We start from the raw sequence: 20544 nt of genomic DNA, 5'->3' as shown, positions 1-20544 counted from the left end.
TAATGCGAATGTCAACGAACACCGTTGTCAGCAATTACATCTCGGACTTCTCGGCACTGCGTCTTCGCGATGCTGAGGAAGCCGGAGGCAAGGGCGCCAATCTGGGTGAACTGGTCGCCGCGGGCCTTCCGGTCCCGCCCGGATTCGTCGTGCTGCGCGAGGGCTACCTGACATCGATGAAAGCGGGTGGGGTTGATTCCGAACTGGCCGCTTTGCATCGCGAGGCGCTCGCGCAGGTCGGCGACAGCGCCCGGCTCGACGAGTTGTGCCAACGCATGCAGATACTGGTCAACAAGGCCGGAGTCACCGAAGGCGTACGGGCACAGCTGCTCGATGCTTATCGCGGCCTTGGGTCCGACTGCGTTGTGGCGGTGCGGTCTTCGGCCACGGGTGAGGATGGCCGGGATGCTTCGTTTGCTGGGATGAATCAGACATTGACCAACGTCACAGGCGACGAGGCGCTCGTCGATGCCGTTCGGGAATGCTGGGCTTCGTTGTTCAGTCCTCGGGTGGTGACCTACCGAGCCAGCCGCGGATTCGCCGCCGACCCTGCTATGGCCGTGGTGGTCCAGCAGATGATCGCCTCTGAACAGTCGGGCGTCGCGTTCACCAATGACCCGAGCACCGGGGAGGCGGACCATATCGTCATTGAGGCCGCCCTCGGGCAAGGCGAGGTCGTGGTGTCCGGCAAGGTCCAACCGGACACCTACATCGTCGATAAGCAGACCCGCACGGTGCTCGACGCTCGGATCGGGTATCAAGCCTTCAAGATCGAACGCGGCCCCGACGGAAGCGATGTCGTCATCGAGTTGGACCAGGCGCAGGCGGAAGCGCGGGTCCTCGATGACAGCACGCTACAGCGGATCGCCGAGCTGGCAATGGCCACCGAATCCCACTACGGCTGCCCCCAGGATCTGGAATGGGCGATAGCTGCGGGCACGACGTGGCTGGTGCAAGCCCGACCCATAACGACACTGCCCAGCAAGGTAACCGTCGATTCGGAGACCGCCGATGTTCTGCTCCGCGGCCTGCCCGCGGCACCGGGCTCGGCTTCTGGGCAGGTGCGTGTGCTCCACACGCCCCAAGAGGGTCCGAAGTTGCGCGACAACGAGATCCTGGTGGCGCCAATCACCAACCCGGACTGGCTGCCGGCCATCCGTCGCGCCGCGGCGCTGGTGACCGAGACTGGCGGGATGACCTGTCACGCGGCGATCGTGGCGCGCGAGCTCGCGGTTCCCTGCGTCGTCGGCGCCCGCGGCGCCACCACCACTCTGCGAGACGGCCAGACGGTCACTGTCGATGGCACTCGCGGCAACGTCAAACCTGGACGAGTGGCGCCGAAGGTGCGCGTATCGACCGTCGAAGCGGGTGGGGCCGCGCCCGCCTCGGAGACGACCGGCACCAAGATCTACGTCAACCTGGCGATGCCCGATTCGGCCGAGGCCGTCGCCGCACAGGACGTCGATGGCGTTGGGCTGCTTCGGGCTGAATTTCTACTCACCCAAGCACTTTCCGGGCGCCACCCGCGGGACTTGATCGCCCATGGTGAGCAGGACGGTCTGGTAGGCGCCCTGGCGACCTCCATTGGCCGCATCGCGGCGCCCTTTGGGAGTCGCCCGGTCGTTTACCGCGCCACCGATTTTCGCAGCAATGAGTTTCGCGGATTACACGGCGGCGAAGCCTACGAACCCGTCGAGAACAACCCGATGATCGGCTATCGCGGGTGTTACCGCTATGTCAAGGAGCCCGACTTGTTCGCGCTGGAACTCGAGGCCCTGGCCCGGGTGCGCGAACGTAATCCCAACGTGCATCTGATGATTCCGTTCGTGCGCACGCGATGGGAGCTGGAGGAGTGCCTGTCGCTGATCGATAGGAGCCCGCTGGGCGCGCAGCGTGGCCTGCATCGCTGGGTAATGGCGGAGGTGCCCTCGGTGATCTATTGGCTGCCCGAGTACGTCGGCCTCGGCATTGACGGCGTTTCCATCGGAAGCAACGACCTCACGCAGTTGGTGCTCGGCGTGGATCGCGACTCCGACGTTTGTGCCGAGTTGTTCGACGAATCAGACGGCGCCGTACTCGATGCCATCGGCCGGATCGTCGCGACAGCGCGCAAGCTTGGCATCACATCGTCGTTGTGCGGTCAAGCGCCGTCCACCAACACGAGTTTCGCCGAGCACCTGGTCCGCATGGGAATCACGTCGGTATCGGTCAATCCGGACGCGATCGGCGCCACCCGGCGATCGGTCGCTGCCGCCGAGCGTCGACTATTGCTGGAATCAGCACGCGGCGGCGCCTAGCCGAGGAGACCCGCCCCGGGGTCGCCGGAGGCAGGTTCACACGTCGAAGAAACCAGACTGGTTGTCGGCGGTGTTGAAACCCCCGGAAGTGTTCATGCCCGAGTTGAACAAGCCGGAGGTGAAAGGGAAGCCGACGTTGGCGGCCGAGTTGGCAAGGCCTGCGGTGCGTTCGCCGGTGTTGAACAGGCCGGTGTTGAACTCGCCTGAGTTATGGATGCCCACGTTCTTGCTACCCGAGTTGAGCAAGCCGGAGTTGCCGCTTCCGAATGCGTTCTGGACGCCGGAGCTAGCGGCGCCCACGTTCTGGAAGCCGGAGTTGCCATCGCCCGCATTGTTGAAGCCCGAATTGCCGGTGCCGGTGTTGCCGAAGCCCGAGTTTGAACCAAGCTGAGCCACTGAGCTACCGAAGCCGGTGTTGAGGTCGCCCGAGTTGAACAGCCCGGTATTGGTGTCGCCGGAGTTGAACAGGCCGGTGTTGCGATCGCCTGAGTTAAACCATCCCGTGTTGGCCTCGCCGGAGTTGACGTCGCCGGTATTGAAGTCGCCTGAGTTGACACTGCCGGTGTTGAGGAAGCCCGAGTTCGCGAAACCCATATTCACGTTGCCCGAGTTGCCCGCGCCCATGTTGAGGTTGCCCGAGTTCGCGAATCCGAAGTTGCTGTTGCCCGTGTTGGCGAAGCCGGTGTTGGTGGGGCCTGCGTTGGCGAAGCCGGTGTTGGTGTCCCCGGAGTTCGCGAAGCCGAAGTTGCCGTCCCCGGAGTTGAAGAAGCCGATGTTGTTGCTGCCGGAGTTGAAGAAACCGATGTTGTTGTCACCGGAGTTACCGAGGCCGAAGTTCCCGATGCCGGAATTCAGGGCGCCGATGCCGATCATATTGTCACCGGAAAGCCCGAAGCCGATATTGTTGTTGCCGTTGTTTCCAAATCCCAGGTTGTTGTTGCCGAAATTCCCGAAGCCGACGTTGGAGAGGCCGGTGTTTCCGCTGCCCACGTTGAACGAGCCGTCGTTTCCGCTGCCGAAGTTGACCATGCCGTCGTTTCCGTTGCCGAAGTTCGTGCGGCCGCGGTTTCCGCTACCGAGGTTGAAGAAGCCTTGGTTGCCGCTGCCCACGTTCGCGTCGCCGTTGTTTCCGAAGCCGACGTTGGCGTCGCCAGTGTTGCCACTGCCGACGTTGAGATTGCCGATATTGCCGAGGCCCACGTTGGTGGCGCCGTCGTTTCCGCTGCCGAGGTTGAAGAAGCCTTGGTTGCCGCTGCCGAGGTTGGCGTTGCCGAGACTATTCCCGCTGCCCAGGTTGGCGTTGCCGATATTGCCGTTGCCCAAGTTGTAGTCACCGATATTGCCGATACCCAAGTTTCCGACGGCGCTGTTAGTCGCGGGGGCGCCAAGCACCGGCAGGCTGGGCACCTGGGCCGCAATCGAAAACGCGAGACCGGTGCCGCCGAAGAAGCCCGACTGGTCATCACCGGTGTTGAAAACCCCCGAGCTGTTCATGCCCGAGTTGGCGATGCCCGAGGTGAAGGGGAAGCCGAGATTGACAGCTGAGTTTGCGATGCCTGAGGTGACTTCTCCGGTGTTGAACAGGCCGGCGTTGCTCCGGCCCGAGTTGTTGACACCAACGTTGCCGCTACCCGAGTTGAACAGGCCCGAGTTGGAGTCGCCTGTGTTCTGGAAGCCGGAGCCAAAGGTGGCTGTGTTCTGGAAGCCGGAGTTGCCCAAGAAGCCGCCGGTGTTGGTGTTGCCGAAGCCGGAATTGTTGTCACCCGAGTTGTTGAAGCCCGAGTTGCCGGTGCCCGTGTTGCCGAAGCCCGAATTGGAACCAGGCTGCGTCACCGAGCTACCGATGCCAGTATTCAGGCCGCCCGAGTTGAACAGGCCGGTATTGGTGCCCCCCGAGTTGAACAGCCCGGTGTTGGTATCCCCGGAGTTGAACAGCCCCGTGTTGTGAGCACCGGAGTTACCCCACCCCGTGTTGGCCTCGCCCGAATTGACGTCGCCAGCGTTCGCCGAACCCGAGTTGAAGCTGCCGGCGTTGATGTTGCCCGAGTTTCCGAAACCCATGTTCTGCCCGCCGGCATTCCCGGCGCCCATGTTCAGATTGCCCGAGTTCGCCACGCCGAAGTTGCTGCTGCCCGCGTTGCCGAAGCCGGTGTTGGTGGGGCCCGCGTTGGCGAAGCCGGTGTTCGTGTCCCCGGAGTTCGCGAAGCCAAAGTTGCCGTCCCCGGAGTTGAAGAAGCCGATGTTGTTGCTGCCGGAGTTGAAGAAACCGATGTTGTTGTCACCGGAGTTCCCGAGGCCGAAGTTGCCGATGCCCGAATTCAGGGCGCCGATGCCGATCATATTGTCACCGGAAAGCCCGAAACCGATATTGTTGTTGCCGTTGTTTCCAAATCCCAGGTTGTTGTTGCCGAAATTCCCGAAGCCCACGTTGAAGAAGCCGTCGTTTCCGCTGCCCACGTTGAACGAGCCGTCGTTTCCACTACCCACGTTGAAAGAACCGCCGTTTCCGCCGCCGAAGTTCGCGCGGCCCTGGTTTCCGCTACCGAGGTTGAAGAAGCCTTGGTTGCCGCTGCCCACGTTTGCGTCGCCGTTGTTTCCGAAGCCGACGTTGGCGTCGCCGGTGTTGCCACTGCCGACGTTGAGATTGCCGATATTGCCGAGGCCGAAGTTCGTATCGCCGATGTTTCCGCTGCCGAGGTTGAAGAAGCCTCGGTTGCCGCTGCCCAGGTTGGTGTTGCCGAGACTATTCCCGCTGCCGAGGTTAGCGTTGCCGGTATTCCCGTTGCCCAGGTTGAGCCAGCCGGTGTTTCCGCTGCCCAGGTTGTAGTCACCGATATTGCCGATGCCCAAGTTCCCCATTCCGGCGTTGGCGATACTCACAAGGGCCGGCAGGCCGAACGCCGCCGGGCTGGGTAGCGCGTGCAGTACCTGCTGCCAGGGCGTCAGCTGCGACACTACGGCCGAGGCCCCACTGTGATATCCCACCATCGCCGCCACGTCCTGGGCCCACAGCTGTTCATATGCGGCCTCGGTCGCCGCGATCGCCGGAGTGTTTTGGCCCAACAAGTTTGAGGCCACCAGTGACACCAGCCGCGTGCGATTGGCGGCCACCAACGCCGGATGCGCCGTGGCCGCGCGTGCAGCGTCGTAGACCGCGGCCGCCGTCTTAGCCTGCATCGCCGCACCCCCGGCTTGCGCAGCCGCTGCGGCAAGCCAGCTCCGGTATGGCGCCGCCGCGGCCGCCATCGCCATCGACGCCGGACCCTGCCACCACTCGGCCGCCAATCCCAAGGCCACCGACGAAAACGAGGCCGCCGCCGAATCTAACGCTGCAGCCAGTCCATCCCAGGCTGCCGCGGCCGCTAACCACGGCCCCGACCCGGCACCGGCAAACATCCGCTCCGAATTGATCTCGGGCGGCAGCACCGCAAAATTCGTCATGCTCATCCATATCCCTCTCACCGGTCATGGGCGGCCTTGCGGGCGCCCGTGGTGGGCCGCAGGCCAATAGAATTAGGGCAACCCGTTCGTGCCGTTGGGGCCGAACAGGAGTCCGCCGGCGCCGCCGCTCCCTGCTAGCCCGGAGTTGTCACCAATGCCGGCGTTGCCGCCGTTGCCGCCGTTGCCGATCAGCTGGGCGTTGCCGCCGTTACCGCCGTCGCCGCCGGGACCCCCTCTGCCCGGACTGTTGCTGGCCCCGCCTTGCCCCCCGGCCCCGCCCACTCCGCCGTTACCGCCACTACCGATCAGCCACCCACCGGTGCCGCCGCTGGCGCCGTTGCCGCCGGTGCCGCCGTTGCCGCCGGTGCCGTTGAGGTTGCTGTTGTCGTCGCCGCCGTTGCCGCCTTGCCCGCCGGCGCCGCCGGCCCCGCCGTTGCCGATCAGCCACCCGCCGGTGCCGCCGCCGGCGCCGTTGCCGCCGTTGCCGCCGTTGCCGCCCAAGCCGTTGAAGCTGCTGTCGTCGCCGCCGTCGCCGCCGGTGCCGCCTTGCCCGCCGACGCCACCGGCCCCGCCGCTGCCGATCAACCACCCGCCAGCGCCGCCGACTGCTCCGTCGCCGCCGAAGCCACCGTCGCCGCCGAACGCGTCGGTGACATCGCCGCCGGTGCCGCCTTGCCCGCCGGCGCCGCCGGCCCCGCCGTTGCCGACCAGCCGGCCGCCAGTGCCGCCGACCGCCCCGGCGCCACCGGTGCCGCCGTTGCCCCCGGCGCTGCTACGGATGTCGCCGTCGCCGGCGTTGCCGCCTTGTCCGCCCGCCCCGCCGGCCCCGCCATCGCCGAACAGCAAACCGCCGGCCCCGCCGGCAGCGCCGTCGCCCCCCGCGCCGCCGTCGCCCCCGTCGCTATTCGCGCCGCCGGCGCCGGTGCCGCCGGTGCCGCCGTGCCCGCCGGCGCCGCCGGCCCCGCCCGCTCCGACCAGCGACCCTCCAACCCCGCCAATGCCGCCGGCGCCCCCGTCGCCACCAGCGCCGCCGGCGTGGTTAAAGCCTGCGCTGTCGCCGCCGGTGCCGCCGTGCCCGCCCACCCCGCCTGCGCCGCCGTCTCCGAACAGCCATCCGCCGGCCCCGCCGGCAGCGCCGTGGCCCGCATTGCCGCCCGCACCGCCGCCGTCGCCGCCCCGGCCGCCGGTGCCGCCGTGCCCGCCCTCGCCGCCAGGCCCGCCGCCGCCCCACAGTCCGGAAGCGCCGCCGACACCGCCGTTGCCGCCGTTGCCGCCGCTCCCGCCGACACCCGCACTGACGGCGCCGCTGCCGCCGCTGCCGCCGAGACCACCGGCGCCGCCGCTGCCGTAGAGCCACCCGCCGTGCCCACCGGCACCGCCGACACCGCCGGGTGCCCCGGTCCCGGCAGCAGCGCTGAAGCCGGCCCCACCGGCCCCGCCGTTGCCGATCAGCCCGGCATCCCCACCGTTACCGCCACCGGGATTGGCTGCATCGCCGGCCCCGCCCGCCCCGCCGTTGCCGTACAACAAACCGCCGGCCCCGCCGTCTTGCCCGGGCCCACCGGCGGTACCGTCGCCGATCAGCGGACGCCCGAATAACGCTTGGGTGGGCGTGTTAATCACGGCTAGCACGTCGTGCTCGATCTGTTGCAACGAGGCGTTGGCGGCCTCGGCGGCCGCATAGGCACCCTGAGCGCGAGTCAAGGCCGCCACGAACTGGTCATGGGACCGCGCCGCGTGGGCGCTGAAAGCCTGATAGGTCTGGGCGTGTTCACTGAACACCAACGCGATAGCCGCCGACACCTCGTCAGCACCGGCGGCCAGTACTCCCGCAGTCGTCGACGCCGCCGCCGAATTCGCCGTGCGCAGAGCCGACCCAACACTGGCCAAATCAGCGGCTACCGCAGCCAGCGCCTCCGGCGCAGCGATCACGAATGACATTGGTTACCTCCGTATCGGTCGCGACCAAACCCCCGGGTCAAGACGACCCGCCGTCATCGTGTGTGTCTTGGGTGAGCGAAAGCCATCGGTCGGCGCGTGTATATATGCGCCATGCGGCTCGTAGATTCGCTGCACGTGGGGCCGTAGATGTATGCACGCTGGGGTTGTAGATCTTGGGCTCGAACCGGGGCGGTGATGACCGCCGGTGTGGATCGCCTATGGGACGGGTGGTCGTCGGCACTAGTGGGCACGGAGTCGAACGGCTCGGTGCTGGTGCTGTGACCGCGGGGCCCACGGGCTTGGGAGGCTAGCCGGGCGTTCCGGGTGCACCGAAGAGCTGCCCACCGGTGCCGCCGCTCCCGCCGGTCCCGGCGGGCCCCCGGGTGCGGCCGTCACCGTCGGTGCCGCCCGGGCCGCCGATGCCGCCGTTGCCGCCGTTGCCGATCAGCTGGGCGTTGCCGCCGTTGCCGCCGTTGCCGCCCGCTCCGCCGCGACCCCCGTCATCGGGGATATCGCCGGCCCCGCCGCGCCCGCCGGTCGCCCCGGACCCACCGTTGCCGCCGTCGCCGAACAGCCACCCGCCCGCGCCGCCGACCGCACCGGCGCCGCCGCTGCCGCCGTCACCACCGAAGCCGCCGACGGTGCCGTCGCCGCCGGTGCCGCCTCTTCCGCCGGCCCCTGCAGCCCCTCCGTCGCCGACGAACCACCCGCCCGCGCCGCCGGCCGCCCCGGCGCCGCCGTCGCCACCGACACCGCCGCGGAATCCGCCGGTGACGTCGCCGCCGGTGCCGCCTTGCCCGCCGGCCCCGCCGGCCCCGCCGTTGCCGACCAGCCACCCGCCCGTGCCGCCGGCCGCACCGGCGCCGCCGTTTCCGCCGACGCCGCCGAAGCCGCTCAGCTTGCTGGTGGTGTCGCCTCCAGTGCCGCCTCGACCGCCGGCCCCGCCGGTCCCGCCGTCGCCGAACAGCAAACCGCCCGCGCCGCCGACTGCCCCGTCGCCGCCGTTTCCCCCAGCGCCGCTGGTGCTGGAATTGTCAGTGCTGTCGCCGGCGCTGCCGCCTTGCCCGCCGGGCCCGCCGGCCCCGCCGTCGCCGAACAGCAAACCGCCCGCGCCGCCGACTGCGCCGTCGCCGCCGGTGCCGCCGGCGCCGCCGTCGCTACGGTCGATAATGCCGTCCCCGCCGTTCCCGCCTTGCCCGCCGGCCCCGCCTGTCCCGCCGTCGCCGAACAGCAAACCGCCCGCACCGCCGACCGCACCGTCGCCCCCCGCGCCGCCGGCGCCCCCGTCGCTGTTCACGCCGCCGTTGCCGCTGTTGCCGCCGTTGCCGCCAGTGCCGCCTTGCCCGCCGGCCCCGCCGTTGCCGACCAGCGACCCGCCAACCCCGCCACCGCCGCCGGCGCCCCCGGCACCGCCGGCGCCGCCGGCGTCGTTGTTGCCGAAGCCGGTGCCGCCTGTGCCGCCGTGTCCGCCGGCCCCGCCCGCGCCGCCGTCTCCGAACAGCCATCCGCCGGCTCCGCCGGCAGCGCCGTGGCCCGCGTTGCCGCCGGCACCGCCGTCGTCGCCGCCGCTACCGCCGGTGCCGCCATGCCCGCCGTCGCCGCCGGCCCCGCCGGTGCCCCACAGCCCGGTCGCGCCACCGACACCGCCGCTACCGCCGCTACCGCCGATACCGCCGACACCAGCACCGCCCGCGCCGCTGCCGCCGCTACCGCCGATACCACCGGCGCCGCCGTTGCCGTAGAGCCACCCGCCGTGCCCACCGGCACCGCCGACGCCGCCGGGCGCTCCGGTCCCGGCGGCCGCGCTGAAGCCGGCCCCACCGACCCCGCCGTTGCCGATCAGCCCGGCGTCTCCACCGTTACCGCCACCGGGATTGGCAGCATCGCCGGCCCCGCCCGCGCCGCCGTTGCCGTACAACAACCCGCCCGGGCTGCCGTCTTGCCCGGGCGCGCCGGCGGCACCGTCGCCGATCAGCGGGCGCCCCAACAGCGCCTGGGTGGGCGCGTTGATCACGGCGAGCACGTCGCGCTCGATCTGTTGCAATGAGGCGTTGGCGGCCTCGGCGGCCGCATACGCGCCCTGAGCGCGAGTCAAGGCTGCCACAAATTGGTCATGGAACCGCGCCGCCTGGACGCTGAACGCCTGATAGGTCTGGGCGTGTTCGCTGAACACCAACGCGATAGCCGCGGACACCTCGTCGGCAGCGGCGGCCAGCACCCCCGTGGTTGGGACTGCCGCCGCCGAATTCGCCGCGCGCAGAGAAGACCCAATGCCGGCCAAATCCGCGGCTACTGCGGAAATCGACTCCGGCGCGGCGATCACAAACGACACCGGATAACTCCCCATGAGTCACGATCAAACCCTGGGCCACGACGACCCGCTTTTATTGTGTTTGGCTTCGGTGGGAGTCCTCCATCGGTCGCTGCATGTATATCTGCGCGATACGGGGTCGTAGAGATATGCACGATGGGGTCGTAGGTATTGCGCTGCGAGCCCAGGGGCGCTGATAACCGCTGGCTCGATCGCTCGTTGTGGCTTCCTGCCGACTCAGCACGGGTATTGTTCCTGGGTGCAGGCGTGCTGCTGGTGCATTGGAGCGATAGCGCGTGACTAAGTCGGTGCCGACCGGAACGGTGACGTTTCTTCTCGCGGACGTCGATTGCTCGATTCGCCTCTGGCGCACCCAGCCCAACGAGATGGCGGCCGCGAGTGCGGGTTTAGAACAATTGGTGGCCGACCTCCTTGAGGCGCATGGGGGGGTTCGGCTGGTCGGTCACGGCGATGACGAGGGCTTCGCGGCGGTGTTCACCGGTGCCGGTGACGCAGTGGCTTGCGCGTTGCAGTTGCAGCAGGCGCCGTTGGCCCCGATCCGGTTGCGCATCGCGGTGCATACCGGCCACGTGCGCGCCCGTGCCGACGCCAACTACGGTGGTTCCACTATCGACTGGACCGCGCGTCTGCGTGATCTGGCCCATGGCGGCCAGACCCTAGTGTCGGGTGCTACGCAGCAGCTGGTCGTCGACTGGCTGCCGGCGGATTCGTGGCTGAGCGAACTTGGCACCCATCACGTGCCCGAGCTGCCCCGGCCCGAACGATTGACGCAGCTTTGTCATCCCAGCCTGGACAACAAATTCCCGCCCTTGCAATCCGCGAAAAGTGTTGATAAGCAAAATTTTCCGGTGCACCTGACCAGGTTCGTGGGCCGCGATATGCAGCTAGTCGAGTTGCGTGAGCTGCTGTTAAACAACCGGCTCGTCACTCTGATCGGTGCCGGTGGTGTCGGCAAGACGCGTCTAGGTGTCGAGCTGGCCGCTCGCATTGCATCCGAATTCTTTGACGGTGCCTGGTATGTCGACCTAGCGCGGATCACCTCTCCCGCGCTCGTTTCGGCTGCGGTCGCGAGCGCTCTGGGTCTTTCCGATACGCCGGGGGTCGCGACGCTGGAAGCGCTGGTGCAGTTCGTTGGTGATCGCCGAATGCTGCTGGTGCTGGACAATTGTGAACACCTAGCCGCCGCAGCGGCATCTCTGGCGGTCGATCTTCTGGGTGCCTGCCCTGGGTTGACGCTACTGACCACGAGCCGTGAGCCCGTTGGTGTATCCGGTGAAGTGACGTTCTTGGTGCCATCGCTATCTCTGGCTGACGAGGCCGTCGACTTGTTCGCCGATCGGGCGCGCCGGGTTCGGCCAGATTTCGCGATGACCGGGGACGTCGCGGTCGCTGTGAGTGAGATCTGCCGGCGGCTCGATGGCATTCCGCTCGCCATCGAACTTGCGGCAGCGCGGGTGCGGGCGCTGTCGCTCGATGAGATTGCCGATGGTCTCGATGACCGTTTCCGACTCCTGACCGGCGGGGCGCGTACCGCGCTGCCCCGGCAGCAGACGTTGCGCTCCTCCATCGACTGGTCGTATGCGTTGCTGACCGAGTGCGAACGCACCGCACTGCGTCGGCTGGCGGCGTTTCTCGGTGGGTTTGATCTGGCCGCGGCCCGAGCCGTCATTTGCGGCGCCCAAGTCGAACGCGAAAGCCGCATTGAGGATCTCATGCTGCTCGTCGACAAGTCACTCGTTGTCGCCGAGATTACCGGCGGCCCGACGCGCTACCGCCTACTGGAGACTGTTCGTCACTACGCGCTGGAGAAGCTGGGCGAGTCCGGCGAAGCCGCCGACGTCCGAAACAGCCACCGCGATCACTACACGTCACTGGCGGGTTCGCTGCTCGCCCCCGCACCCGGTGACTACGAACAACGTCTGGCGCGTGCGTGTGACGAGATGGACAACTTCAGAAGCGCATTTGACTGGAGCCTCGAAATTGGTGAGGTAGGAAGGGCGTTGGAGCTCGCGTCGTCGCTGGAGCCGGTCTGGCAGTCGCGTGGCGGGATCCGGGAAGGGCTGGCCTGGCTAGAAACTGGGCTCGCCTGCGTCGATGCGCACAACGTGGCGTCTGAAATCCGTGTGCACGCATTCGCGAGCCGGGCCACGCTGCTCGCCTGGGTCGGCAAAGCGGCGGACATCGAGGAAACCGAAGAGGCTCTGACGATTGCACGTTCGCTCGATGACCGGGTCTTACTGGTCCGGGCGCTCACGGCCCGGGGCTGCGCCTCCCTCCACGACACCGAGGCCGCAGAGCCATTCTTCGCCGAGGCGGCGAAACTTGCACGGGAACTGGGCGATTCGTGGCTAGCGAGCCAAGCCCTCGTCCGGCAGATCACCCCGGCGCTCAACGCCAGCGACTTGGCCGCGACGGTTAAGGGCGCAGCGAGAGTGCTCGACGCCGCGGAGGCAACAGGTGACCAATTCGCTGTTCGGCATTGCCGCTTTCTCGAAGGAATCGCGGCAGCTATGCAAGGTGAGTTGGCGGCGGCATCAGCGCTGCTCGGCGAGGTCATCGACGAAGCGACCGCGGCACATGACGCGTTTTTTCAGGTCTACGGTCTGGCGATCCAGGCCTGCGTGCGAGCTTTTCAGGGTGACGCGGTTGGTGCCAGGGCCTCCGCGGAGTCGGCCTTAGCAGGCTGCGCCGGGCTTCTAGGGTTCCACAAGGGCGCAGGCTACGCGGGTCTTGCGGTTGCACTCCTGGCCGCCGGGGATGCCGCGGCGGCGTGGAGGGCTATGGAAACAGCTCGAGAGCGCACCGGCATGGCGCCACCGGCAAACGGGCTGTACGTGTGGGCGGCCCTGGGGCCGTTGGGTTGTGGTGACTTGCATGCGGCCCGTCGCTGGGCCGACGAAGTGGTGCAGGCGACCGAGGGCTCGTATCTGGCGGCGGCGCTGTCGACACGTTCGCGCATTGCAATCGCGCAGTGGGACGTGAAACAAGCCGAACGCGACGCCTTTGATGCACTTGCGATCGCATCCAGCAACGACAGTACCCTCGTCGTTCCAGACGTTCTCGAATGTCTCGCGGCTCTAGCGTGCGAGGCGGGCAGCCACCGCCAGGCGGCGAGGCTGTGCGGCGCGGCCGAAACTGCCCGGCAGAGCATGGGCGCAGTGCGGTTCGCGCTCCTCGACGAACGCCATGAGGCCACGGTGCGTGCGGTCCATGACGCCTTGGGAAAACACAACTTCAGCGTCGCGAGAGCTGAGGGTGCGGCCTTGTCGATCGATGAAGCGATCATCTATGCCCAGCGCGGTCGCGCCGACCGCGACCGTCCGAAGACGGGGTGGGCGGCGCTGACTCCCACCGAACTGCAGGTCGTGCGGCTGGTCGGGGAAGAGTTGTCCAACAGGGACATCGCTGCCCGGCTCTTCATGTCATACCGGACCGTTCAGACACACCTCACGCACGTTTACGCGAAACTCGAGCTTTCGTCTCGCCTTCAGCTCGCGCAGGAAGCCGCACGCCGCGTCTGATCGTCGGCGCACCGCGATGTTGCTGGTGCGGCCACCCAAACTGAGCGCCGCATCGAGGTACGCACCGGCACGCTACGACAACGTATCTCGCCAAAATACGACCGAAACCCTATACCGCATTGGCGATCAGAACCGTACGAATCAATAGCGGCGAGAAGTTGTAGCAGATTCGGACGAGGTCGAGTCCTGCGCGCAAGGGCGCCCTTGCATGGGCCGCGCGACTAGGACGCGAAAGGGGTATGGGGCGTTGAATTTTTCGGTACTGCCACCAGAGATCAACTCCGCGCGGATATTCTCCGGTGCGGGCACCGGGCCGATGTTGGCGGCAGCGGCGGGCTGGGAAGGGGTGGCTGCCGAATTGGCTTCGGCGGCGAGTTCCTTCGCGTCACTGACCGCCGGGTTGGTGGGGGAGGCATGGAAGGGTTCAGCGTCGGCGTTGATGGCGGCGGTGGCCGCCCCATATAGCGGATGGCTGGTTGCGACAGCAGCCCAGGCCGAGCAAACGGCCCTGCAGGCGCGCATCATCTCGGACGCGTTCGAGTCGGTGCGGGCCGCGACGGTCAATCCCGAGATCGTCGCAACCAACCGCTCTCAACTGGTATCGCTGGTGATGTCAAATCTTTTTGGGCAAAACGCCCCCGCGATCGCAGCTGTAGAGGCAACCTATGAGCAGATGTGGGCGCAGGATGTGGCCGCGATGGCCGGCTATCATTCCGGGGCTTCGGCGGTCACTTCGGCGTTGACGCAGTTTACTCAGCCGCTGAACACCCTGGCGGGCCTGCCGGGCCAATTGGCTGGTGCGCTCGTGACCGGCGCGCCCGCGGGCAGGCCGGCCGCGACCCCGGTGCCGATGGAGGCCGCGGTTGCGGCGGCCCCGGCGGCTGCGGCTGCACCGGCCCGGGCGCTTCTTGTTAGTCTCGGCCTCGGCAACCTCGGCGGCGGAAATGTTGGCAACGGCAACGTCGGCTTCCTCAACTTTGGCAGCGGCAATCTCGGCGGCAACAATTTCGGATTCGGTAACTCGGGCAGCGTCAACATCGGCCCCGGAAACCTTGGCGACGCTAACTTCGGTTTCGGGAACGTGGGTAGTAACAATACCGGCTTTGCGAATATCGGCAGCGGGAACATCGGCTTCGCCAACAACGGCAGAGGTAACATCGGTATCGGTCTCATTGGCGACAACCAGATTGGTTTTGGCGGCCTGAATTCGGGCGGCAATAACCTTGGTTTGTTCAACTCGGGCAGCGGAAACATCGGTTTCTTTAACTCCGGCACCGGAAACTTTGGCATCGGTAATTCGGGTAACTACAACACCGGTCTAGGGAACGCTGGGCTGGCGAACACGGGTTCCTTCAATGCGGGATCTTTCAACACAGGCAGTTTCAATGTCGGCGACTCAAACACGGGAAGCGCGAACACGGGTAGCTACAATACAGGCGATGGCAACCCAGGCAACTCGAATACCGGCAGCTACAACGTAGGCGACACAAACACCGGCTTTCTGAACTCGGGCGATATCAACACGGGCGCCTTCAACGTCGGCAACATGAATAATGGCCTCTTTTGGACCGGTAATGGCGAGGGCGGCCTCACGTTCGGAATCACTTCACCCGAAATAACGCTTCCGCCGATAGATATCCCTGGTATCAGCGTTCCTGCTTTCGACTTGCCGCCGATAACAATACCTTCGATGTCTATTCCGGAATTGACGACCCCAGATGTTTCGGTCAGTGGTTTTGTCCTGCCGGAAGTAACCTTGCCTGAAATTTCGATTCCCGAGTTGATGTCACCCGATATTTCGCTGGGTGGGTTTAGTCTGCCGGAAGTGACGGTACCTCCGATTGCTATCCCGGAATTGCTATCACCGGGCATTTCGCTGGGCAGTTTTAGTCTGCCGGAGGTAACGATACCTTCGATATCCACTCCAGAATTCACAACGCCAGCGATCACCACAGACCCGATCAGGTTCGACGTGACTATTGGTAACTTCGAGACCCCTGATATTTTGTTTACGGGGTTTACCACACCTCCGATAACGATACCCCGTATCGATTTTCCTGGCATCGCGTTGCCTACGCTTCTATTCCCCGGTAACAGCCAAGGAAATCCCTCTCAGATTGTCACGATCGACAGCGCCTTTATTGGCTCCAAAATATTCCTAGACCCATTTAACTTTGGGCAAACTTTGATCGGAGATCCGTTTGAGAGTGGGGGGGACTTGGCGAACGGATTTATCAACGGAATTTTCATTCCTGGTATAGAGGTGGGTCAGTTCCAGTTCCCCCAGATTATTAGCCAAGACTCTTTCACCCTCCCTATCGCCATCGATAGTTTCTCTTTGCCGCCGGTTAGCATCCCGGCGGTTACCACCCAGCCGTTCACCATCCCGTCGGTGGAGGTCGGGGGTTTCCAGTTGCCGCAGATTGGCGTGCCGGCGATGACGACTCAGCCGTTTACCCTCCCGTCGGTGGGGGTTGGCGGCTTCGAGTTGCCGCAGATTGGCGTGCCGGCGATGACGACTCAGCCGTTTACCATCCCGTCGATTGGGGTCGGGGGTTTCGAGTTGCCGCAAATCACCATCCCGGCCACCACCACCCAACCGTTTACAATTCCCCCCGTCGGCATCGGCGGCTTCACCACGCCTGGGATCACCATCCCGAGCATCACCCTGCCCGCTACCAACCTTGGGAGTTTGGTCGTCCCGCCGCCGCCGGGCCTGTTCAACTCCAGTGGCACGCCATCGTCGGGCTTCTTCAATACCGGCACGGGCGGCAACTCCGGATTCGGCAACAATGGCTCGGGCCTGTCGGGTCTGTTCAACATGAGTCCGGCCGGGTTCGCCTTCGGTTCCGGCTACCAAAACTTCGGCGCGCTCTCGTCGGGATTCTCTAACCTCGGCAGCGCCGTCTCCGGTCTCGGTAATCTGGGGATCCTGCCGTTCGCTGATGACAGCCTGGTGACTGGCTTCGGAAACATTGGTTTCCGGCTCGGTGGGTTCCTCTTCGGGGGCACCACTCCGTAACGGGGGCAGTGCGGCCTAGATCCATCCCAGGCAATCGAAAACGATCAACGCCATCACATCAACACCGAAGATGACGCCGGTCACGATGGCCTTCGAACGCACCCGCCGCATGTCGTGTACCCAAAACGACACCGCGAAGAACGGCAGATATCCGAGCAGGAAGATCAGCACTGGCATCGAGGCCTGCCACCACCAATAGTCCCAGGTCAATATTCCCGCCACGTTGAGGCCGATCTCGACGGCGACACAGAGCCATGCGAAGACCACGGCCAACAACCATCGATTCGGGATGCCCAGGATCCGGACTCGCGGATCGGGAGGCAACATCTTCGCCGCGGCCACGCCCAACACAGCGAACATCAACCAGATTTCGACATTGAGCCCGATGAGGATCTGGTAGGCCGAAGAACCTCGTGCGCCCCAGACCGGTGCTCGACCCGTCCCGTGGAACACCAGCGCATTCCATATCTCGTTGAACCAATCCATGCCCCAAAAGGCCAGCCCGGCAAAGAACACATTCCAGTTCCGCCGCTCGAGTTCAACGCTGTAGACGTAGATCACCAGCACAAACAGCGGTACGACGTACCACTGGAATTGGCTGATGTCGCGTAGATGTTCTAGCGCATCCCTCGCGGAGTCGGTCACGGGCGCCTCTTACGCTCGATGGGACAGTCGAGGGGATAATTGCACATCGACGATCGCCCCATCGGTCGCGCGGCGTCAGGCGCGGCCAAACACGAGCACGTCCTCGCCAGTTCGGGTGTTCGTTGACCACATGGTGGCGCAGCTGGGGCACTGCAGGTGCAGCTGTGTCGCCTGATTGCCCAGGAGGTACTGCCAATGGGTGCCGCAGTTGCGGCTACTACGGCACTCGGAGCAGGCAGTCCGGCCCCATGTGCAGTGTGGGCAGGGGAGCCAGGCGCGCCGGGAGGCGTCGGCGTGTGGATCAATCGGCAGCATCGACGGTAACCAGCCTTTCCTCGGTCAAGTTAGGATAGGCTATCCAAAATAGACGCGCAAAGTTACCCGGCCCGAGGAGTGGAATGCACCGGCGAGCCGACCCTGGTGGGGCGAAACCCGATCAGAACCGCCCCACCAGCGAAGGCGAGCACGCTGATCCAGGCGAAATGTCCGTGCGGGGCGAAGCCCTCAGCGGCCAGGTATGCCAATCCGTACGTCGCCATCGCGGCGCCCACCAGCAAGACGGGTTCCGCCCACCGATCCGCCCACGGTAGGTCGACCGTCGGCAGCGGGGCCGCGAAAACGCGCCGCCCCCACCAGAGCAACGTCATCTGCACTGCCGTCACCATGCTGAGGATGATCAACCACACCAGCCGGAACAACCACCACGCTGCTGAACCCTCAGCCGGTTGCGGGAACAACCCGGCCGGGTAGCCCACGACGGCCACGATGACCAGCGGCACCAAGTGCCAGAGGTACAGGGCCATCACGTTGTCGTTGGCCACGGAAACCACCCGCTGCGCGCGGGCCGAGCGCAGCGCACGCCTGACTGCCGGTGCGAGCGTCATCGCAAGACCGGTCTGCGCGCAGGCGAACGCCAGCAGTGCCACGGTCGGCGGTGTCGTGTTGTGCACCGTGTGGCCGGCAACACGGATCATGCTGACCGGATAGGGACCCACCCGGACCAGCACCGCCAGCGCGATTGCTGACACCGCAGTCATCAGCAACGGTTTGCGCCCACCCAGCAGGCCGCCGCGCCAGGCAATTCCGAGCTGGTAGAGCGTCCCCCAGCACAGCACGTAGTTCAGCCAGCCGATATAGGGCACCCGGCAGCCGACCGCGGCGACGTCGATCGCGACGGCGCCCAACGCCAGTACCGCTGGCGCTCGAAGTCCCCAACGCTGATGTGCGGCAACCGCAATGGGTGTCATCGTCACCACCACCAGGTAGATGGCGAGAAACCACAAGTGCATCGCCAGCGCCCAACCCGCGTATTGCAACGCCGAGCCGGTCACGCCGGATACCTCGAGGGCCACCACCACTGCCGACACCAGCGCCAGGTAGACACCGCATGGTCCCAGAACTCGCGCCAGTCGATGCCGAAGCCAGGTGTGGTGTGCGAAACCCTCCCTGTTGCGCCGATGCTCCCAGGACAGTGCCCCCGCGTAGCCGGCCGCCAAGAAGAACGTGGGAACCGCCTGGAAAACCCAGGTCAGGTATTGGGTCCACGGCAGGTCGGCGAGCGGGTTTTCCCGACCGAAATGCCCATCGTGGTAGGTCACCGCCGCGGCCAGCCAATGTCCCAACACGACCAGGACGACACCCGAGACGCGGTAGAAATCCACCGCAAGGTCGCGGACCGGGCCTTTGCCGATTACGTCACCCATTCCGGCTGCGCCGACACTTCGACCGCACTGAAATCCTTGTGCGCCAAACCGGCCACCGTCCCGCCATCGACCACGAATTCCGAACCGGTGGAATAACTCGACTCGTCGCTGGCGAGGTAGACCACGAGGTTGGACACCTCCGCCGGCTCGGCGGCACGGCCCAGTGCGCTCTGGAAGAGATCCTCGGGGATCCAGTCGGTCATCGGTGTCTTGACCAGTCCGGGGTGAATCGAGTTCACCCGAATCCCGCTGGGTCCCAGCTCGAGCGCAGTTGACTTCGTCAAGCCACGCACGGCGAATTTGCTGGCGGTGTAGCCGTGGCTGGCAATCGTGCCGGCCAGCCCTTCGATCGATGAGATGTTGATGATGGAGCCACGGCCAGCCTCCTTCATAGGCGTGACCGCGGCGCGGATACCCAGGAAGACACCGGTGACGTTGATGTCGAGGATTCGTTGCCATTCGGCCAGGTCGTAGTCCTCGACGGTGCCGATGTTGAGAATCCCCGCGTTGTTGACCAGGACGTCGAGTCCACCGAACGTGGTGACCGCGGTGTCCACCGCGGCCGTCCACTGCTCCGGTTGGGTGACGTCGAGGTGGACATACCGCGCAGCTTCGCCCAGTGCGGCGGCCACGGCGTTGCCCTCGTCGTCAAGGATGTCACCGAGGACGACACGCGCGCCCTCGGCGACCATTGCCCGAACATGGGAGGCGCCCATTCCGCGCGCGCCGCCGCTCACCAGCGCGACTTTTCCAGCCAACCGTCCCGACATAGATTCTCCTGACGCTTCTCGGTAGTGAGTCCCCTAGTTCATAGTGGCGGGCACTCGCCGGGTTCGTCCACACGCCGACATTCGCGAAGGTAAGCGGCTTAGAGCTTGTGCAGGATGGCCGCCGCACGCACGCTATCCCCGACGGTGAAGTGCATGCGTACGCTGTCGTCGCGGCGTTTGGACCGGATGGTCACGGCCTCTCCGAATTTGATGGGGCTGCGGTATTCGAGCACCGCCCGGTAGGGGGCCGCCAGGGTGGAGACTTGGTGGAGGACTTCATGCACACCGTGCCAATAGATCGTGTTGTTGACGTGCTCGAATGGGTCGATATCCGTGCGACGCAACGGAAATGGGGCGTCGGTACCGTTGGTGATCGGCTCGGTGAGCCAGGGGCGCCACCTGAGCCGGTGGTTTTCGGTGGTAGTGCCGAATCGCGCGATGCAGTCATCGGTGAGCCGTGACGGCGTCAGAGTGTCCTTGTTCACGCAAATCCAGAAACCTGTCGTTTCGATGCGCCCGCCGGTGGAACCCTCAAGCTGGACGCGCATGTCGCACCACCTGGTGGATAGCGCTGCGCACCAGCGGCGAAACGTGATGTCACTGGGTAGCTCAATCGGATCGATGACGTCGATCACCGTGCGCAACACGATCCAGTGTGGATGGACTTCCGCCAGCTGGGCATCGGCAAGATGCTCGGCGCCCACTTCTTGGATGTACCGCGCGACCCCGTCGAGGCGCAGCCGTTGGTGCTCGTCGATATCGGTGGTGGCCAGCCGCCAGCCCGTTTGGTAGACGTACCCCGAGCTGGGCCGCGCCACGAGCGGCAGGTCCATCTCAGCGTTGTGGGGCAAGGCTTCTCCTCTGGCGTCCTG

Annotated in this window: 10 protein-coding genes; 3 read left to right on the top strand and 7 right to left on the bottom strand. The window is 65.9% G+C overall.

The genetic code is table 11. The annotated features are described in order from the left end of the window. Positions 1–8 precede the first annotated feature (8 nt). Positions 9–2297 (top strand): phosphoenolpyruvate synthase, encoded by a 2289-nt coding sequence (gene ppsA, locus F6B93_RS12680; protein ID WP_211695422.1) that lies wholly within the window; start codon positions 9–11, stop codon positions 2295–2297. Between the two features lie 36 nt (positions 2298–2333). Here the strand turns inward: ppsA and F6B93_RS12675 are convergent, their stop codons facing one another. From F6B93_RS12675 to F6B93_RS12665, 3 genes are all read right to left on the bottom strand, one after another. Further along, positions 2334–5738, bottom strand: coding sequence for a PPE family protein (locus F6B93_RS12675; RefSeq protein WP_211699449.1), 3405 nt, complete (start codon positions 5736–5738; stop codon positions 2334–2336). 72 nt (positions 5739–5810) lie between these two features. Beyond that, positions 5811–7679 (bottom strand): PE family protein, encoded by a 1869-nt coding sequence (locus F6B93_RS12670; protein WP_211695421.1) that lies wholly within the window; start codon positions 7677–7679, stop codon positions 5811–5813. Between the two features lie 307 nt (positions 7680–7986). Beyond that, positions 7987–10011 (bottom strand): PE family protein, encoded by a 2025-nt coding sequence (locus F6B93_RS12665; protein ID WP_211695420.1) that lies wholly within the window; start codon positions 10009–10011, stop codon positions 7987–7989. A 275-nt stretch (positions 10012–10286) separates the two neighbouring features. Between F6B93_RS12665 and F6B93_RS12660 the strand changes: the two genes are divergently transcribed. Further along, positions 10287–13532 carry a LuxR C-terminal-related transcriptional regulator gene (locus F6B93_RS12660; RefSeq protein ID WP_211695419.1) on the top strand — a complete coding sequence of 1082 codons (3246 nt, stop codon included), beginning with the start codon at positions 10287–10289 and terminating at the stop codon, positions 13530–13532. A gap of 247 nt (positions 13533–13779) precedes the next feature. After that, positions 13780–16554: a PPE family protein gene (locus tag F6B93_RS12655; RefSeq protein WP_211695418.1), complete on the top strand. Its 2775-nt coding sequence runs from the start codon at positions 13780–13782 to the stop codon at positions 16552–16554. Between the two features lie 15 nt (positions 16555–16569). On the opposite strand, the gene F6B93_RS12650 is transcribed toward F6B93_RS12655, so the two are convergent. The 4 genes from F6B93_RS12650 to F6B93_RS12635 all read right to left on the bottom strand — a co-directional run bounded on the left by F6B93_RS12650 (position 16570) and on the right by F6B93_RS12635 (position 20505). Continuing rightward, the gene (locus F6B93_RS12650) at positions 16570–17199 is read right to left on the bottom strand and encodes a hypothetical protein (protein ID WP_211695417.1); all 630 of its coding nucleotides are present in this window, start codon (positions 17197–17199) and stop codon (positions 16570–16572) included. 377 nt (positions 17200–17576) lie between these two features. Then, positions 17577–18902: an acyltransferase family protein gene (locus F6B93_RS12645; RefSeq protein WP_211695416.1), complete on the bottom strand. Its 1326-nt coding sequence runs from the start codon at positions 18900–18902 to the stop codon at positions 17577–17579. Next, on the bottom strand, positions 18890–19672 hold the full coding sequence (locus tag F6B93_RS12640) for a glucose 1-dehydrogenase (protein WP_211695415.1): 783 nt from the start codon (positions 19670–19672) through the stop codon (positions 18890–18892). Before F6B93_RS12640 ends, F6B93_RS12645 begins: the two co-directional genes overlap by 13 nt. Before the next feature lie 98 nt (positions 19673–19770). Beyond that, positions 19771–20505, bottom strand: a complete 735-nt coding sequence (locus tag F6B93_RS12635; RefSeq protein ID WP_425518544.1) for an acyl-[acyl-carrier-protein] thioesterase — start codon at positions 20503–20505, stop codon at positions 19771–19773. Positions 20506–20544: the final 39 nt, after the last annotated feature.

The organism is Mycobacterium spongiae (assembly GCF_018278905.1).
Lineage (GTDB): Bacteria > Actinomycetota > Actinomycetes > Mycobacteriales > Mycobacteriaceae > Mycobacterium > Mycobacterium spongiae.
The sequence above is the reverse complement of the archived record's forward strand: the minus strand, read 5'-3'. Positions and strand labels throughout refer to the sequence as shown.

Coding starts and splice junctions, on each gene's coding strand:
- F6B93_RS12640 (WP_211695415.1), bottom strand. CDS start 19,672: ATGTCGGGACGGTTGGCTGGAAAAGTCGCGCTGGTGAGCGGCGGCGCG.
- ppsA (WP_211695422.1), top strand. CDS start 9: ATGTCAACGAACACCGTTGTCAGCAATTACATCTCGGACTTCTCGGCA.
- F6B93_RS12675 (WP_211699449.1), bottom strand. CDS start 5,738: ATGACGAATTTTGCGGTGCTGCCGCCCGAGATCAATTCGGAGCGGATG.
- F6B93_RS12645 (WP_211695416.1), bottom strand. CDS start 18,902: ATGGGTGACGTAATCGGCAAAGGCCCGGTCCGCGACCTTGCGGTGGAT.
- F6B93_RS12635 (WP_425518544.1), bottom strand. CDS start 20,505: ATGGACCTGCCGCTCGTGGCGCGGCCCAGCTCGGGGTACGTCTACCAA.
- F6B93_RS12670 (WP_211695421.1), bottom strand. CDS start 7,679: ATGTCATTCGTGATCGCTGCGCCGGAGGCGCTGGCTGCGGTAGCCGCT.